The 15412-nt window shown below is 65.8% G+C and carries 13 protein-coding genes and 2 pseudogenes; 8 read left to right on the top strand and 7 right to left on the bottom strand.

Translation table 11 applies throughout. From position 1 onward, the window contains the following. Window positions 1-6: 6 nt before the first annotated feature. The 3 genes and pseudogenes from cydB (at window position 7) to cydC (ending at window position 4827) form a co-directional block, all read left to right on the top strand. Window positions 7-1152, top strand: a complete 1146-nt coding sequence (cydB, locus tag EGX94_RS05975; protein ID WP_021797372.1) for a cytochrome d ubiquinol oxidase subunit II — start codon at window positions 7-9, stop codon at window positions 1150-1152. A gap of 183 nt (window positions 1153-1335) precedes the next feature. Then, window positions 1336-2952, top strand: a pseudogene (gene cydD / locus EGX94_RS13760) (thiol reductant ABC exporter subunit CydD); the annotation flags it as partial. A 294-nt stretch (window positions 2953-3246) separates the two neighbouring features. Next, on the top strand, window positions 3247-4827 hold the full coding sequence (cydC, locus tag EGX94_RS13755; protein WP_226906077.1) for a thiol reductant ABC exporter subunit CydC: 1581 nt from the start codon (window positions 3247-3249) through the stop codon (window positions 4825-4827). A 427-nt stretch (window positions 4828-5254) separates the two neighbouring features. Here cydC and EGX94_RS05965 read toward each other — a convergent pair whose 3' ends face one another. Further along, on the bottom strand, window positions 5255-5845 hold the full coding sequence (locus EGX94_RS05965; RefSeq protein ID WP_021796364.1) for a YagU family protein: 591 nt from the start codon (window positions 5843-5845) through the stop codon (window positions 5255-5257). 321 nt (window positions 5846-6166) lie between these two features. Between EGX94_RS05965 and EGX94_RS05960 the strand changes: the two genes are divergently transcribed. From EGX94_RS05960 to EGX94_RS05940, 5 genes and pseudogenes are all read left to right on the top strand, one after another. Continuing rightward, entirely contained in the window at window positions 6167-6475 is a 309-nt protein-coding gene (locus EGX94_RS05960) for a thiamine-binding protein (RefSeq protein WP_021796358.1), read from the top strand. 265 nt (window positions 6476-6740) lie between these two features. Beyond that, a complete protein-coding gene (locus EGX94_RS05955) occupies window positions 6741-7088 on the top strand; it encodes a hypothetical protein (RefSeq protein WP_123826031.1) in 348 nt (115 codons plus the stop codon). A 301-nt stretch (window positions 7089-7389) separates the two neighbouring features. After that, on the top strand, window positions 7390-7677 hold the full coding sequence (locus EGX94_RS05950) for a transposase (RefSeq protein ID WP_043120143.1): 288 nt from the start codon (window positions 7390-7392) through the stop codon (window positions 7675-7677). 53 nt (window positions 7678-7730) lie between these two features. Continuing rightward, a pseudogene (locus EGX94_RS14305) lies at window positions 7731-7871 on the top strand (IS3-like element ISAar4 family transposase); the annotation flags it as partial. A 64-nt stretch (window positions 7872-7935) separates the two neighbouring features. Next, complete coding sequence (locus EGX94_RS05940) at window positions 7936-8559, top strand: IS3 family transposase (RefSeq protein WP_081707276.1); 624 nt, start codon at window positions 7936-7938, stop codon at window positions 8557-8559. Window positions 8560-8626: 67 nt separating this feature from the next. Here the strand turns inward: EGX94_RS05940 and EGX94_RS05935 are convergent, their stop codons facing one another. From EGX94_RS05935 to EGX94_RS05905, 6 genes are all read right to left on the bottom strand, one after another. Beyond that, a complete protein-coding gene (locus EGX94_RS05935) occupies window positions 8627-8977 on the bottom strand; it encodes an LCCL domain-containing protein (protein WP_021796359.1) in 351 nt (116 codons plus the stop codon). Window positions 8978-9007: 30 nt separating this feature from the next. Continuing rightward, window positions 9008-10456, bottom strand: a complete 1449-nt coding sequence (locus EGX94_RS05930; RefSeq protein WP_123826029.1) for a transposase — start codon at window positions 10454-10456, stop codon at window positions 9008-9010. A gap of 161 nt (window positions 10457-10617) precedes the next feature. Then, on the bottom strand, window positions 10618-11685 hold the full coding sequence (locus tag EGX94_RS05925) for an IS630 family transposase (protein ID WP_081707277.1): 1068 nt from the start codon (window positions 11683-11685) through the stop codon (window positions 10618-10620). An 862-nt stretch (window positions 11686-12547) separates the two neighbouring features. Next, the gene (locus EGX94_RS05915) at window positions 12548-12934 is read right to left on the bottom strand and encodes a barstar family protein (RefSeq protein WP_162142629.1); all 387 of its coding nucleotides are present in this window, start codon (window positions 12932-12934) and stop codon (window positions 12548-12550) included. Window positions 12935-13092: 158 nt separating this feature from the next. Beyond that, entirely contained in the window at window positions 13093-14085 is a 993-nt protein-coding gene (locus EGX94_RS05910; RefSeq protein ID WP_021796360.1) for a polymorphic toxin-type HINT domain-containing protein, read from the bottom strand. Window positions 14086-14205: 120 nt separating this feature from the next. After that, window positions 14206-15276 carry an IS630 family transposase gene (locus EGX94_RS05905; protein ID WP_021796356.1) on the bottom strand — a complete coding sequence of 357 codons (1071 nt, stop codon included), beginning with the start codon at window positions 15274-15276 and terminating at the stop codon, window positions 14206-14208. Window positions 15277-15412: the final 136 nt, after the last annotated feature.

The raw sequence follows: 15412 nt of genomic DNA, 5'->3' as shown, positions 1-15412 counted from the left end.
ACTGACATGCTGACCACCATGCTGACCGGAGCGGTCCCCCTGCAGATCGAGCTCGGCGCGAGCCCCCTGCAGGTCGTCTGGTTCTGCCTGATCGCTCTCCTGTGGACGGGCTTCTTCTTCCTCGAGGGCTTCGACTTCGGCGTCGCCATGCTCTACCCGGTCCTGGGCCGGGATCCCGGGCGCCGCCGCGTCATGATCAACACCATCGGCCCCACCTGGGACGGCAACGAGGTGTGGCTGCTGACCGCCGGCGGCGGCATGTTCGCGGCCTTCCCGGGCTGGTACTCGACGCTGTTCAGCGCCCTCTACCTGCCGCTGTTCCTCGTCCTCGTCGGGCTCATCGCGCGCGGCGTCTCCTTCGAGTACCGCGCCAAGATGCCCGACGACCGTTGGCGCGACGCCTTCGACGCCTGCGCGAGCATCGGCTCCCTCGTCGTCTCGCTGGTGCTCGGGATCGGCTTCGCGAACTTCGTCCGTGGCCTGCCGGTCGCCCCCGACCCGACGGCCTTCGGCTCCCCGAACCTGTTCACCGGGGGCTTCTGGAGCCTGTTCAACCCGTTCGGTCTGCTCGGCGGCGCGCTCTTCGTCCTGCTGTTCTGCACCCACGGCGCCGTCTTCCTCGCCCTCAAGACCTACGGCGAGGTGCGCGAGCGGGCCATGGCGCTCCTGCGGACCCTCGGCCCTGTCACCGTGGCCGTCCTGGCGGCCTTCGTCGTCATCGCCTGCACCGTCCACGGCGCCGGACGGAACCCCTACCTCGGCACCGCGGCCGGCGTCGTCGTGTGGGTCGCCGGCCTCGGCTCGGTCCTCGCCCTGGCCGTGGCGGTCCTGGCCCAGCGCGTCGAGCGCAACGGCTGGGCCTTCCTCCTCACCGGGGCGACGATCGTCGCCCTGTTCGTCATGATCTTCACGAGGATCTACGGGACGCTCGGCTTCGTCCCGGCGGACATGGGGGACCCCCTCACCATGGTCACCGCGTCCAGCTCGCCGCACACGCTGAGGCTCATGACGATCTTCGCGGCCTGCGTCGTGCCGGTCGTGCTGGCCTACCAGATCTGGAGCTACTGGGTCTTCCACAGGCGGATCAGCGGCCGGGAGCTGCCCGAGCACGAGACCGAGCCGAACGAGGTCGCGACCACGATCTGGGCGTGAGGACCGACGGCGGCGCGGGGGCGGGTGACGTCCCACCCTCGCGAGAGCCTGCCGGCCCCCGGAACCGTCGACGGCGCGGGGCCGGGGTGACGATCGCGGCATAATTTTCACGAGTTGTACTGTGAAAAATGCCGTGCCGGCGTCCGGCCGACGACGGCGCACGATGACCAGGGAGGTCCGCCCATGCCGGGTCCGCTCGATCCGCGCCTCGTCAGGCGCGCCAAGGCGACGCGGTTCTTCCTCGTCGCCGTCGCCCTCGTCGGCGTGGCGACGGCCCTCCTCGTCCTGGCCCAGGCGCGCCTCCTCTCCGACGGCGTCGCCCGCGTCGTCGACACGGGAGCCATGGACGGCATCGGGCCCGTCGCCGCCGGGCTGCTGGCCGTCCTCGCCGCCCGCGCCGGCCTGAACTGGCTGTCCCAGCTGTTCGCCCACCGCGCCTGCTCGGCGGTGAAGTCCCAGCTGCGCACCGACGTCATGCGGGCCCGTCTCGCGCTGCCCGACGACGCCTCGACCCCCTCGGGCACGCTCATCACGCTCGTCACCCAGGGCCTGGACGCCCTCGACGGCTACTACTCGAAGTACCTGCCGCAGCTCATGATGGCCGTCAGCGTGCCGCTGGTCATCGGCGTCGCCATCCTCACCCAGGATCTGCGCTCGGCGCTCATGATCGCCGCCACGATCCCGCTCATCCCCGTCTTCATGGCGCTCATCGGCATCGCCACCCAGCGGCAGGTCGACCGGCGCTTCGCCCAGCAGGCCCGCCTGTCGAACCACTTCGCCGATCTCGTCGCGGGCCTGCCGACCCTGCAGGTCTTCGGCCGCGCCCGCGCCCAGCTCGAGGGCCTGCGCATCACCGAGCGCGCCCACCGCACCGAGACGATGCGGACCCTGCGCCTGGCCTTCCTGTCGTCCTTCGTGCTCGAGCTGATCAGCACCCTGTCGGTCGCGCTCGTGGCCGTCTCGATGGGCATGCGCGTCGTCGACGCCCGGTTCGACCTGCGCACCTCCCTGTTCGTCCTCATCCTGACCCCCGAGGTCTACCTGCCGATCCGTCAGGTCGGCGTCCACTTCCACGACTCCGCCGACGGCACCGCCGCCGCGGCCAAGGCGTTCGAGGTCATCGAGCGGGCCGAGGCCGGACGGATCGGCGGCACCGCCCCGGCCCCCGACCCCGGGCGGGTGCCGGTGGTCCTCGACGAGCTGTCGGTCACCTACCCGGGCGCCGACCGCCCCGCCCTCGCCCCGCTCAGCTGCCGGATCGAGCCGGGCCGGGTGCTGGCCCTGGCCGGCCCCTCCGGCGGCGGCAAGTCCACCGCCCTCAGCGTCCTCATGGGCTTCCGGGCCGCCACCGGCGGCCGCGTCCTCGTCGGCGGTGTCGACCTGGCGAGCGTCGACCCCGACCAGTGGCGGGCCCGCATCGCCTACGTCTCCCAGGACCCGGCCATGCCGGGCGGGACGATCGCCGACAACGTCCGCATCGGCTTCCCGGAGGCCGACGACGCCCGGCTGCGCGACGCCCTCGACCGCGCCGGAGGGGAGGCGCTGGCCCTCGACCGCGTCGTGGCCGACGAGGGCGAGGGCCTCAGCTCCGGCGAGCGCCGCCGGGTCGCCCTGGCCCGCGCCCTGCTGCGCATCGAGCTGGGCGGGGCGCGCCTCCTCGTGCTCGACGAGCCGACGGCCGGTCTCGACCAGCCCACCGAGGCCCGCGCCCTCGAGGCCGTCCGCGCCAGCGGCGCCTCGGCCGTCATCATCTCGCACCGCCCGGCGCTGCTGGAGATGGCCGACCGGGTCGTCGAGGTCGTCCCGCCGCGGCCCGTCCCGGAGCCGGACGCCGGCCCCGGCGACGGGGAGCCGGGCCCCGGCTGCCGGCACCCCATCGCCGACACCACCAACAGGGTAACGGGCGGGTCCTGCGACGAGGTGTCCGGGCGCGCGGGGGTCGTGGGAGTCGGCGGCGAGGGGCCCGCCGGGTCCGAGGACGCCTTCCTCCTGTCCGACGCCGGGCACCCGCACGCCCTGCGCCGACGGGTCCCCGAGCCCGAGGCGCAGCCCGTCCTCGCCCCGGCCCGGCGCGTCACCACCCCGGGCCGGCTCGTGCGCGCGCTGCTCGGGGTCGTCCCGGCCGGCCGCCTCCGGTTCGTCGGCTCCGTCCTGCTGGCCTTCTGCGCGGCAGGCTCGTCCGTCGGCCTCATGGGCGTGGCCGGCTGGCTGCTGTCCCGCGCCGCAGAGCACCCGCCCGTGCTCCACCTGCTCGCGGCCTCCGTGCTCGTCCGCTTCTTCGGCATCGGGCGGGGCGCCTTCCGCTACGCCGAACGCCTCCTCGGCCACGACCTGGCGCTGCGCATGGAGAGCGCCCTGCGCGAGACCGTCTTCGCCCGCCTGGCCCGCACCACGCTGCTCGGCAGCCGGCGCGGCGACCTGCTCGTGCGCGTCACCGCCGACGTGGAGGGCGTCCTCGACGTCGTCGTGCGCGTCCTCGTGCCCTTCGCCGGCGCCGGTCTCGTCATAGCGGCCTCGAGCGCGCTCATGGGGGCGCTCTCACCGGCGGACGCCGTGCTGCTGCTCGTCACGAGCGTCCTCGCCGGCTTCGCCCTGCCCCGGCTCGGCCAGCGGCTCTCCGAGCGGGCCGACCGGGCGGCGGCGCCCCTGCGCGGCCGCCTCGGCGACGAGGTGCGGCGGCTGGCCCGCTGCGCGCCCGAGCTCGTCGCCTACGGGGACGTCGGCACCGCCCTGGCCGGGCTGCGCGAACTCGACGGCGAGCTGGCCGCGGCCGAGGCCCGCGCGGCCTGGACCCGCGGCCTGGCCTCGGCGGGCCAGATGCTCATGTGCGCGGCGGCGGTGGTCGGCGGGCTGCTCATCGGAGGGCACGAGGTCGCCGCCGGCACGCTCCTCGCCCGCGAGCTCGCCGTCCTCGTCCTCACGCCGCTCGCTCTCAACGAGGGCTTCAACGACCTCATCAAGGGGGCCCAGAACCTCACCCGCGCCCGGTCGTCGCTCGGCCGCGTCCTCGCTCTCCTGTCCGCCGAGCCCGTCGGCAGCGGCGACCGCGAGATCGGCGTCGACAACGGCGTGCGCGAGCTCGTGCTCGACGAGCTGGCGATCGGCTGGCCGGGCGGCCCGGTCATCGTCGACGGCATCGGCCTCACCGTGGCCCCCGGGGAGCGGGTGGCGCTCACCGGCCCGTCCGGCACCGGCAAGACGACCCTGGCGGCCACGATCATGGGTCTCATCCCCCCGCGCGGCGGCGCGCTCACGGCCCCGTCGGGCATCGGCTACCTGGCCCAGGACGCCCACATCTTCGCCACGACGATCGCCGAGAACGTGCGCATCGGCGACCGGGACGCCACGGACGGGCAGGTGCGCGCCGCGCTCGACGCAGCCGGGCTGGCGGCCATGAGCCCCGACCGCGAGGTGGGGGAGGAGGGGGCCACCCTCTCCGGCGGCGAGGCCCGCCGCGTCGCGATGGCCCGCGTGCTCGTCGGCCGCGACCGCGACCGGCTCGTCATCCTCGACGAGCCCACCGAGCACCTCGACCACGACACGGCCGAGGCGCTCATGGATGACGTCTGGGCCGGTGTCGCGGGCGCAGGGGCGCTCGTCATCACCCACGACCCGGGCCTCGTGGCAGCCTGCGACCGCGAGACGGCGCTGCGGCCGGTGGTTGTGCGGACCTGAAGGCCACGGCGGATGAGGGGAGCGGAGCGGGTCTGCCGCCTGCGGCCGCGCCTTCCGACCGGGGCCGGTCCGACCGGGCCGCTCCGACGAGAGCCCTCCGGTGCGGTCGTTCGGGGAACGACGGCCGGGCGGGCCCGGCCTGGATCGCCGACCGACAGCTTGCCGGCCGACAGCGCCGGGGGCGGGGGATGGTCTCGTTCCTCTCGCGATTGTTGGTCTGGTTGCCGGTCGACAGCGCCGCGGCGGGGGAGCGGCGGCCGGGCGGGCCCGGCCCCCGCGCGCTCACGACCTCGGTCTCGGCGGTCGATGGCGGATTCGACGGCGGTGCGGGCCGGGCCCCTCGGGCTCACGACCGGAGCGGCATCAGCCGCGGGGTCCCGGCGCAGCCCCGGCGCAGCGGCCCTTCGCCCCTCGGTCGGGCGCCGGTTCAGCGCGTCGCGCCGGCCAGCGGCACCTCGGCGTCCGGCTCGTGGGTGATGCGGTTGCGCAGGTCGCGGCGGACGATCTCGATCGACCACATCCACACGACGTGGCCGAGCGCCTCGGAGAAGTGCTCCGACCAGGTCTGGCCGCCGTCGACCCACGGGAAGGGTGAGGGGACGATCCCGGTGAGCGGCATGAGGACGAGGTGCGCGCCGATCCACACGAGCAGGCCGAAGGCCGCGCCCTGCCACAGCTTGATCCTCGGAAGGTACTCGGCCATGACGCAGTAGAAGATCGCGAGGACGATCGCGAAGGCGAAGTGGACGATGAACGAGTAGATCGGCAGCGTGTCGTTGAGGTTGAAGGACACGGTCGTGTGGGACTGGGCGGAGCTCATGCCGAACCAGTGCTCGAGCATGGTCTGCGGGGGATTCGTGGCATTGCGCTCGGGCGTGCGGGGCGGGAAGGGCACCTCCCAGCCGAATTTGACGATCGCGGAGAAGAAGCCTCCGATGATGCCGACGAGGACCGCCGTGCCGGTGCGTCGGCGCGCCGGATCGGTCCGGTTGAACGGATGCGAGAACCACGTGGCCATGGGATGCCTCCAAGGGAGGACCGGCGCTGGGCCGATGCATGCGGACCGGGCCGCTCGGGAGGCGGTTGTGGGGCCCGACGGCCTCCTCGCGGTCATCCTCACTGTTTCACGACGGGGCCCGCTCGTCCAGGGTCGAGCCAGGCCGGGAGCGGGGCGCCGCCCGGCGGGCCCTTGGCGCGGACCGGGCACCGTACTGACCGGGCGGTTCGCCTCGTTCCCGCCCCGCGCCCTGGTGCGCGCGTCTCTGGAGTCAGATCACTCGGCCGCGGCTCTCGCCCCGTGCCCCTGGCGCGGATGTCCCTGCGGTCGTAGGCTCGTGCCATGCTCATCGCCTTCTCGGTCAGCCCCACCACGAGCGACGACGCCCATGGCTACGTGCACGACGCGGTGGCCGCCGCGGTCAAGGTGGTTCGCGAGTCCGGCCTGCCCAACGAGACCAATGCGATGTTCACGAACATTGAGGGGAGCTGGGACGAGTGCATGCGGGTCGTCCACGACGCCTGCGAGGCCGTCGCCGCAGTGAGCCCGCGCGTCTCGCTCGTCCTCAAGGCCGATATCCGCACCGGCTTCACAGGCGAGATGACCGGCAAGCTCGACCGGCTGGACAAGGCCCTCGACGAGCTCGGGTGACGGTCGCCCGGCGGGGCTCCGCCGGGCGAGCACCGGTTCGAACGCGTCGCTGTTGTCGCGGATCTGCTTCACCAGCTGCGGCGCGGGTCCTCCTTCGCGATGGACCGGGTCAGGTTGTCGGCCCCGCCGTTCATGCTGCTGAATCCCTTGACAGGGTACGGAGAGACTTGCTCACAAGAGGCTCAGCGAGAGATGCGACCACTAGCCATGGTCTGGTTCATTGTGGCTGTGAATAAGCCTCGGTGAGAGTTGTGTCGTCGGTGACGTGGGACTGAAACGCTACCCCTACCGTGAGGAAATGATGCACCGTGAACTGAAGATGATTCGTTTTGACGAGTCCGAGATCAAACAGGTTCTCACCATCATGGACGAGCTTGCTCTGTCCTTGGATCACATCGAGGCATCATTCGATTCATCGGAGTCGGCCAAAGATGCTCTCTGGGAATACATGTCCACACTGCAAGCTGGTCGGCGAGTGGCGTATCTGCGCGGCATTCCCTCGGATGCCATCACCAGGGAACTTGGAGAGGACGCTTATCTCGCCGAGCGTGAGGCTGTGCTCTCGTGGCCGAGGATCAGTCCGCCGGAGGGGACCGAGCAGGAGGATCCGTAGTGGGGCGACGCCGGTCATCTTGTCGGCGACAAGGTGGGCAGGTTCGATTGGCCCATTGCCGCAGATGCCAATATCCCACAGGACATTCTCGTACGACTGAGAACGATACCCACACATTTGCATGGCGTGTACAGCGTCCTTGACCGGCCATGTCGAATCACCAGCCAGAACGGACCCCTTGAAGGGCTGATCGCCTTCGCGAAAAGCAATGGTCGAATCTGTGTCGACACCCTCACCGGTGCATGGAGTGCTTGGTGTTTTTCGGACAGTGGGTGAAATGATCGTGAGGTAGAATTAGATCATGTCGGCACCGAAATATAGTGCGGAATTTAAGGAACAAGTCGTTCTCGAGATCGTCCAGAAGTCCAGGCCGATAGCCGAGGTAGCCAGATCGTACGGTCCTGTGGCGCAGACAGTCGGGAACCGGGTCGCACGATGGCGGAAGGAACACCCCGACCTCAGCACTGATGCCATGACCGCGGAAGAGCACGCCGAGATCAAACGTCTGAAGGCAGAGCTCCGGGAAGCCCGCATGGAAAACGAGTTCCTGAAAAAAGCGGCGGCCTTCTCCGCCCAGGAATCCGGGTGAGCGCGAAATACCGCCGCATCCACCGCGAAGAAGGCAACCGCCCCATCCAGTCCATGTGCCGGTGGGTGAAAGTATCCAAGTCCGGCTACTACGCCTGGCGAAACCGACCCAAGTCCTCGACGACCCAGCGGAGGGAAGACCTGACGGCCATCATCGTCAAGTTCTTCGACGAGTCCGAACAGACCTGCGGTTACCGCCGGATCCACGCAGAGCTGGCCCGAAGTGGCGTCAAGGTCTCACTCGACATGGTCCGCGATCATGGCAGCAGCAGGTCCCGTTGCTTGTCAACCCCGGAAACAAGCCAAGACGACCGTGCCGGCGCCGGACCTTCCGGGCCGGCCCGACCGGCTGCGCCGAGACTTCACCGCCACCGCGCCCGGAATGAAATGGGTGGGCGGCATCACGCATATTCCAACCTGGCAGGGATTCGCCCACCCGGCGGTCGTCATGGATTGTTTCTCGGGAAAGATCATCGGGCACGCGATCGCCGGTCACATGCGCACCGGACTCGTCACCGAGGCCTTGGCCATGGCCGTGCGGAACTGTCCACCGATCCGTGGTGTCACGGTCTTTCACTCGGATCGGGGGGCTCGATGCACGTCGGCCGAATACACGAAATTCATGACCGACCGCGGGATTCTCCCGTCCGTCGGGCGGACCGGTAGCCGCTATGACAATGCCGCCGCCGAGTCATTCAACGCGATCTTGAAGAAAGAACTCGTGAACCGTAAGGTTTACTCGACCCGAAACCATGCAATCCGGGACGTGACAGCCCGGACCGGGTCACGATGCGATCGCAAGCGTCTCCACTCGGCGATCGACTACCAGACCCCCAACCAAGCCGACACCGAATGGAGACAACAACACAAGGCAGCAGCCTAAAACCAACCATTAACCACTGTCTGAAAAACCTATATCACTCCAGAGGGGCCTGGATGCACTGCAGATGTCAGGCTGACTCTGGGTCGTTGTTCTGATCGGCGAGCCAGGCTTTACCTGCGGGACTGTCCAGCCACTCCTGTCTAGTCGAGGGGAGAGCCAGATCAGTTTCTCGTGCCGTGTATCGAATCTGGCCGCTCGGCATGACTACTTGATGCCTAACCTTCAGCCGCGCACCGACGGGAGGCCAGTTCTCGGGATTGATGCAGAGGATGTCATCCCCGATGAATCTTAGATCGATGACACCGATGATGTCCGAGTCGTCGGTCCTCACGTCCAGGCCCCACGGATGGTGCCCGATGACTGTGCACCACTCAATGGGACCGAGCCATGGGGCTTCTATTTTTTCTGTTTTCTTCATATCTTTCTCCAGTGTCAGTGACCCAGTTGGTCAACTACCCGAAATCTTGTCGTACGAGACCCATTCTCGGTTGATGGTCAGTTCGTTGAAACGATCTATCTTGCCTGCTGGTATTGCATATTGAACACTGCTGGGACCTCCCTCGGTGTAAGGTGATTTATATTGCGCGAATTCATTCTTGAAGTCGGGGTGCATGTCGAATCGGGTGTACCCGTTCTCGTAGTTTCCGATTCGTGGATCGGCGAACGTGCGTGCCGCCGCTTCGTCGCCGGCGTATGCGCTCTTGTCGCCGACTTGGAAATCTGCGGGATCTAAACCATCGAGTGCTTCACGGTCACCGACTCCGCGGCGCGGCGTACGGTAAGTATTGATGTTTTTGGCGGCGTCTGTGCTGATGGTACCAATGGCCGTCATGAAACAAAATCGTTTCTGGTTTCGCGGAGCGGGAAGGTGCTCGAAGTCGTAGTCGACGGTGCGGTCGGTGACGTATGAGGCGGACGCGCCGAGGGTTTCTTCGGGGGTCTCGCGCTGGATGGTCGCGATGTTGTTCCTGGCCGCGTTCCGGACGTGCTCGACCGGGTTGTGGTCGGGCGCGTACGGCGGCGGATGGATCGGCGTGATGCGCTCCAGCAGCTGGCCGGGCCCGTGGAGGCCGGCCAGCATCTTGGCGTGGTGGAAGCGGGCGTTGTCCGGGACGACCGCGATCTTGCCGGCCTCGGTTTCTCGTTGGAGCAGGTCCAGCGCGAGGATCGTCTGCCAGGTGTTCCGGTTCCCCTCGATCGGGTACAGTTTGACTTTTTGCTGGTCGGGGAGAGGGCGCCGGGGAAGAACTGGGACGTCTTCTTCCGGTCCACGGACCGGCCTGGTGCGCTGTCCTTTCGGGGGCTGCATGCGGCGGGTCCAGGCCTCGTGCTCCAAGCGGACCTCGCCGACCGCGTACACCTCCCAGCCGGCGTCCAACAGGGCCTTGACCTGGGTCGTCGCCCAGGCCATGCGTCTGGTGACGGCTTTCTCGTCGCGGTGCTCGTCGAACGGGTCGGGCGGCTCGAGACTCGGCCCGCACAAGCGCAGGAGCAGCTGGTAGGAGGAGTCCGCCTGGTACCGGGCGTCGAACAGGATCTTCACGACCTCACGTATCGCCGGGACGTCCCAGAACCCGGCGCGGACACCCGCCGGGGAGGGCGGCTGGGCCAGGATGGCCTTGAGTTCTTCCTTCTGGGCGCGGGCGGGTTCCGCCGCGTCCTGGTTCCCGGCATGCCCGGTCAGGACCGGGCACATCCTGGTGGCCTGCCAGTCGGCCGGCCATTCCTGCACTGTCCTCTCGGCCCGCTCAACCATCTTCGCGATGATGCTGGTACTGACTCCTTCGGAGGCGTACAGGATCGCTTCTGCTTTCATCCGCACCAGCGCATGATTGTCGGAACGCTTCCTCCACCTGATCAGGACAGCTGTTTCTTCCGGGGTGACCCCGACCTGCACGCCCCGATCATATCCGAAACGGCACAGGAAATCCATGAAAAATACGGTTTCGTTTCATGTCAGCCATAATCAGGAGTGAACCGTGAGTCACTTGATATTTCCACATCTGGAAACATCTGTCAGGGTAATTGGCAATCAGTTTGTAACACCTCTTATGGCCGTCATGAAACAAAATCGTTTCTGGTTTCGCGGAGTGGGAGGTGTTCGAAGTCGTAGTCGAATGTTCGGCTGGCGATGTATGAGGCGAACGCGCCGAAGGTTTCTTCGGGGATCTCGTGCTGAATGTTCGCGGTGTTGTTCTTGGCCGCGTTCCAGACGTGCTCGACCGGATTGTGATCGGGCGCGTACGGCGGCAGGAAAACAGGGGTGATGCGCTCCAGCAGCCGGCCGGGCTCGTAGAGGGCGGTCAACGCTTTCGCGTGGTGGAAGCGGGCGTTGTCCAGGACGACCGCGATCTTCTCTGTCTCGGTTTCTCGTTGGAGCCGGTCCAGCGCGAGGATTGTCTGCTCGGTGTTCTGGTTGCCCTCGATCGGGTACAGTTTGACCTTCTTGCTGGTCAACGAGAGCGCACCGAAGAACGACTGGGCCACCTTCTGCCGGTCCACGGACAGCTTGGTGCGCTGCCCTCTAGGGAGCCACATACGGCGAGTCTCGGCCTCGTGCTCCAAGCGGACCTCGTCGACCGCGTAGACCTCCCAGCCTTGGTCCAACAGGGCCTTGACTTCGGTCTTCACCTCGGCCATGCGCCGGGTGATGGCTTTCTCGCTGCGGTGCTCGTCGAACGGGTCCGGCAGCTTGAAACTCAGCCCGCACAGGCGCAGGAGCAGCTGATACGAAGAATCCGCCTGGTACTCGACATCGAACAGGATCTTCACGACCTCACGTATCGCCGGGACGTCCCAGAACCCGGCGCGGACACCCGCCGGGGAGGGCGGCCGGGCCAGGATGGCCTTGAGTTCTTCCTTCTGGGCGCGGGTGAGTTTCGCCGCGTCCTGGTTCCCCGCATGCCCGGTCAGCACCGAGCACATCCTGGTGGCCTGCCAGTCGGCCAGCCATTCCTGCACGGTCCGCTCCGTGCGCTCAACCATTTCAGCGATGATACCCACATCAACGCCACGGGAGGCGTACAGAATCGCTTCTGCTTTCATCCGCACCAGCACATGATTGTCGGAACGCTTCCTCCACCTGATCAGGACGGCGGTTTCTTCCAGGGTGACCTCAACCTGCATGTCCCGATCATATCCGAAACAGCACAGGAAATCCACGAAAAATACGGTTTCGTTTCATGTCAGCCATATTATTTAAACGGGTTTGGAACGGATACGCCTTCCTTCCAGAGTTGAAGGTCCGGGAAATCATTACTGTAAATCTGCAACAATTCCCAGTCCGTTGCCACTCCCACCCCTCGCGAGGCGCGCATTTCCGCAGAAAATGGGCTGTCGATACCTGTGAACGGTTTCTCTGCGGCCCGCAATGGCGGCCCTCCACCTGATCCTGATCCACAAATATCCCCTCGCTCAGCGGGCAACTGGACGTCCACCGGTCATGAGTCAGTGAGGAGAAGTCAGGGTCACTCTCGTCTGTCACCGCCGCAACCGCACACAGGCCGAACTCGCCGAATCCGTCGATGTCGGCCGGTCCTCCGTTCCTCCGGGGTCATCCGCCGGTGGACGCCTCGCTTGGGGCGAGGCCTCCGAGGACTTCATCCCCACCATGGATGACCCGGGCCTACCCCTGACCCCGCTCGTCGACGGAGCCCTCGTGCCGTGCTGGAACTGGCGGGACCGGCCCGGCCTGTACTCGGGCAAGCACCACCGCACCGGCCTGCTCGACCACTTCCCCGACACTCCACCGATGGCCGATAAGGGCTGCACCGGGCTGGGCATGATCACCCCGGAACGAAAACCCGTCGGCGGTGAACTCACAGAAACCCAGAAACAATACCACAAGGTCATCAACACACTACGCGCCCCAGTCGGACGAGCAATCGCTAACCTCAAACCCGGAGGATACTCCACACCGGCTACCGAAGATCACTCTGCACCTTCCCCGAGGCCATCGCGGCAGTCATCGCACATAAATTCATAAAAATTAGGTTTGAATAAGAGTCAAACCATCGATTGTCAAATTGCTCTTCGCATTCCGCCATTTCGAGCTAACTGCATCGAGCTGTTTCTGAGTGCCTACAAGAATCATGTGGAACGGAAGCGCTGGACGATCCCACCATTCTCCCAAATCAATCTTCTCTCCCCACTCTGTAGCAGCATTGATCAGACATGACAGGAACAATTCCAACTCAATCTCAAGTTTGGGTGAATTCATCAAGATTTGATCAGGTTCCACCACAATGAGAGCGATACCCTTTCCAGGATCTTGATTGTCTAGACTCGACAAGCATTCATCGAATGCCATCAAGTTTTCCCCAAAATACAAAGGGAATTGACAGGCGGAAGAAAATTCATCGTACAGATCGTTCATCGTACGCATTTTGCGGCCCCGCAGAGCCCGGGTGTACATTCCAAGAGAAGCGCAATCGATGATTATTTGCTCGGCTCTTGATTCACTCGCAACAAGCGACAAGATGAAGCGATCTGGTTCTACCTCTGATATCCTTTCGCAGAAATCTTTCGAAGCTGTCATCGTGGACTCTCTCTTACTTCAATAAAACTTTCATAGTGATCAGTAGTGTAATAGGCTGAACCATCATCACCCATGACAACTCTCTTGGCGTCGCGAGGGGTTCCTTTTACATTTGGGGAGACATCATATTCTCGATAGGAGATTGGGTTGCCTGCCCTGTCGGCCGACGGCAGCTGATTATTCGAATTCATCCATGGGCGACCTCCTTTATGTCCGGGAAGCGGTGTACCTTTTTGGTCTACATGGTCAATGGTCTTCCAGGCATCCTCTTGAACGGGTCCGATGGGTTGATCATATTGCGAGCCTGGTTTGGGTGTGCAGCTGTTGTGGACTGTTGTCCATGTGGTGCCGGCTAGGACGTGGTAGGTGTGGAGGTCTTCGATTTCGAGGTTGTGGACGGTGTGGGTGTGTCCGGTGGCTTCGATGCTCTGCACGGTGACCCAGGTGTTGTCTGGGGTGTGGAGCCGGTCGCCGGGTTTGAGGTGTCCTGCGGGGGTCCAGCCGTGGTCTTTGGTGAGGAAGGGGTGTCCGGTGGTGGTTTCGACCTGGCCGCCGTCCTCGAGCCTCACCACGAGGGTTTCGACGTTCTCGTGGGTCCAGGTGCGGGTGACGGTGCGGGTCTGGGTGGTGTCGGTGTCGGGGTCCCAGGCGGTGACCTGGTCTCCGGGTTGGACGTCCTGGATGGGTTTCGAGCTGCCGTCGGCCATGAGGACGGGGGTGTCGCCGGTGAAGCAGGCGGCCCCGTTGCAGGCGTCGTGGGCGACCCGGGCGGTGTCGTCGCCGAGGTTCTCGGCGGCGTCCGTGCCGATGGTGGACAGTTCGCGTTCGCCGGTGGTGCGGGCGGCCTGCTCGGCTGCTTCGCGTCCGGTGGTCTCGAGGGCTTCGCGGCCGGCTGTGGCGGCTGCTTCGCGTCCGGCCGCGGCTCCTCCGCCGCCGGGGATGGGGATGGCGCCGATGGCGGCCTCGACGCCGACCCGGCCCCAGTCCACGGTGCCGTTGTCGTGTTTCTGCTGGGCGATGCTGATCCCGCCCGAGACCAGGAAGCTTATTCAAAACTCTTGACAAACCCTGCTCTGACTAGATTTCACCTTGACGACGCGCTATGGCCGTCATGAAACAAAATCGTTTATGGTTTCGCGGAGTGGAAGGTGTTCGAAGTCATAGTCGACGGCGCGGCCGGTGACGTATGAGGCGAACGCGCCGACGGTTTCTTCGGGGGTCTCACGCTGAATGTTCGCGATGTTGCTCCTGGCCGCGTTCCGGACGTGCTCGACCGGATTGTGGTCGGGCGCGTACGGCGGCAGATAAATCGGTGTGATGCGCTCCAGCAGCTGGCCGGGCTCGTAGAGGCCGGTCAACGCTTTCGCGTGGTGGGGGCGGGCGTTGTCCAGGACGACAGCGAGCCGGTCGGTCTTGGTTTCACGCTGTAGCCGTTCCAGAGCCAGGATGATCTGTTCGGTGTTCTGGTTCCCCTCGATCGGATACAGCTTCACCTTCTTATTGATGAGGGACAGGGCACTGAAGAACGACTGGGACGTCTTCCGCCGGTCCACGGACCGCTCTGGTGCGCTGCCCTCTTTCGGGGGCTGCATGCGGCGGGTCTCGGCCTCGTGCTCGGGGCGGACCTCGTCTGCCGTGTAGACCTCCCAGCCGGCGTCCAACAGGGCCTTGACTTGGGTTTTCACCTCGGCCATGCGCCGGGTGGTGGCCGGCTCGTTGTGGTGCTCGTCGAACGGGTCGGGCAGTTCGAGGCTCAGCCCGCACAAGCGCAGGAGCAGCCGGTGGGAGGGGTCCGACTGGTACCGGGCGTCGGACAGGATCTTCATGACATCATGTACCGCCGGGACGTCCCGGAACCCGGTGCGGGCACCCGCCTGGGAGGGCGGCTGGGCCAGGATGGTCTCGAGTTCTTGCTTCTGGGTGCGGGTGAGTTTCGCCGCGTTCTGGTTCCCCGCATGGCCGGTCAGCACCGAGCACATCCTGGTGGCCCGCCACTCGGCCAGCCATTCCTGCACTGTCCTCTCAGTGCGCTCAACCATCTTCGCGATGATGCTGATACTGACTCCTTCGGAGGCGTACAGGATCGCTTCTGCTTTCATCCGCACCAGCACATGATCGTCGGAACGCTTCTTCCACCTGATCAGGACAGCTGTTTCTTCCGGGGTGACCCCGACCTGCATGCCCCAAACACATCCGAAACAGCACCTGGAATTTACGAAAAATACGGTTTCGTTTCATGTTGGCTACAAAAGGGCACTATAGCGATAGATTCTCACGAATATAATCGGCACGGGCTTTGGCTATTTGGAGCGTCGT

Source organism: Propionibacterium acidifaciens, from assembly GCF_003798325.1.
Classification (GTDB): domain Bacteria; phylum Actinomycetota; class Actinomycetes; order Propionibacteriales; family Propionibacteriaceae; genus Propionibacterium; species Propionibacterium acidifaciens.
Note: the sequence above shows the minus strand (reverse complement) of the source record. Positions and strands in the feature narration are given on the sequence as shown.

What these genes read in the sequence shown, in the direction of transcription:
- cydB (WP_021797372.1), top strand. Translation starts at nt 7, where the DNA reads ATGCTGACCACCATGCTGACCGGAGCGGTCCCCCTGCAGATCGAGCTC.
- EGX94_RS05965 (WP_021796364.1), bottom strand. Translation starts at nt 5,845, where the DNA reads ATGGCCACGTGGTTCTCGCATCCGTTCAACCGGACCGATCCGGCGCGC.
- EGX94_RS05960 (WP_021796358.1), top strand. Translation starts at nt 6,167, where the DNA reads ATGCTCATCGCCTTCTCGGTCAGCCCCACCACGAGCGACGACGCCCAT.
- EGX94_RS05950 (WP_043120143.1), top strand. Translation starts at nt 7,390, where the DNA reads ATGTCGGCACCGAAATATAGTGCGGAATTTAAGGAACAAGTCGTTCTC.
- EGX94_RS05940 (WP_081707276.1), top strand. Translation starts at nt 7,936, where the DNA reads ATGGCAGCAGCAGGTCCCGTTGCTTGTCAACCCCGGAAACAAGCCAAG.
- EGX94_RS05935 (WP_021796359.1), bottom strand. Translation starts at nt 8,977, where the DNA reads ATGAAGAAAACAGAAAAAATAGAAGCCCCATGGCTCGGTCCCATTGAG.
- EGX94_RS05925 (WP_081707277.1), bottom strand. Translation starts at nt 11,685, where the DNA reads ATGCAGGTTGAGGTCACCCTGGAAGAAACCGCCGTCCTGATCAGGTGG.
- EGX94_RS05915 (WP_162142629.1), bottom strand. Translation starts at nt 12,934, where the DNA reads ATGAACGATCTGTACGATGAATTTTCTTCCGCCTGTCAATTCCCTTTG.
- EGX94_RS05905 (WP_021796356.1), bottom strand. Translation starts at nt 15,276, where the DNA reads ATGCAGGTCGGGGTCACCCCGGAAGAAACAGCTGTCCTGATCAGGTGG.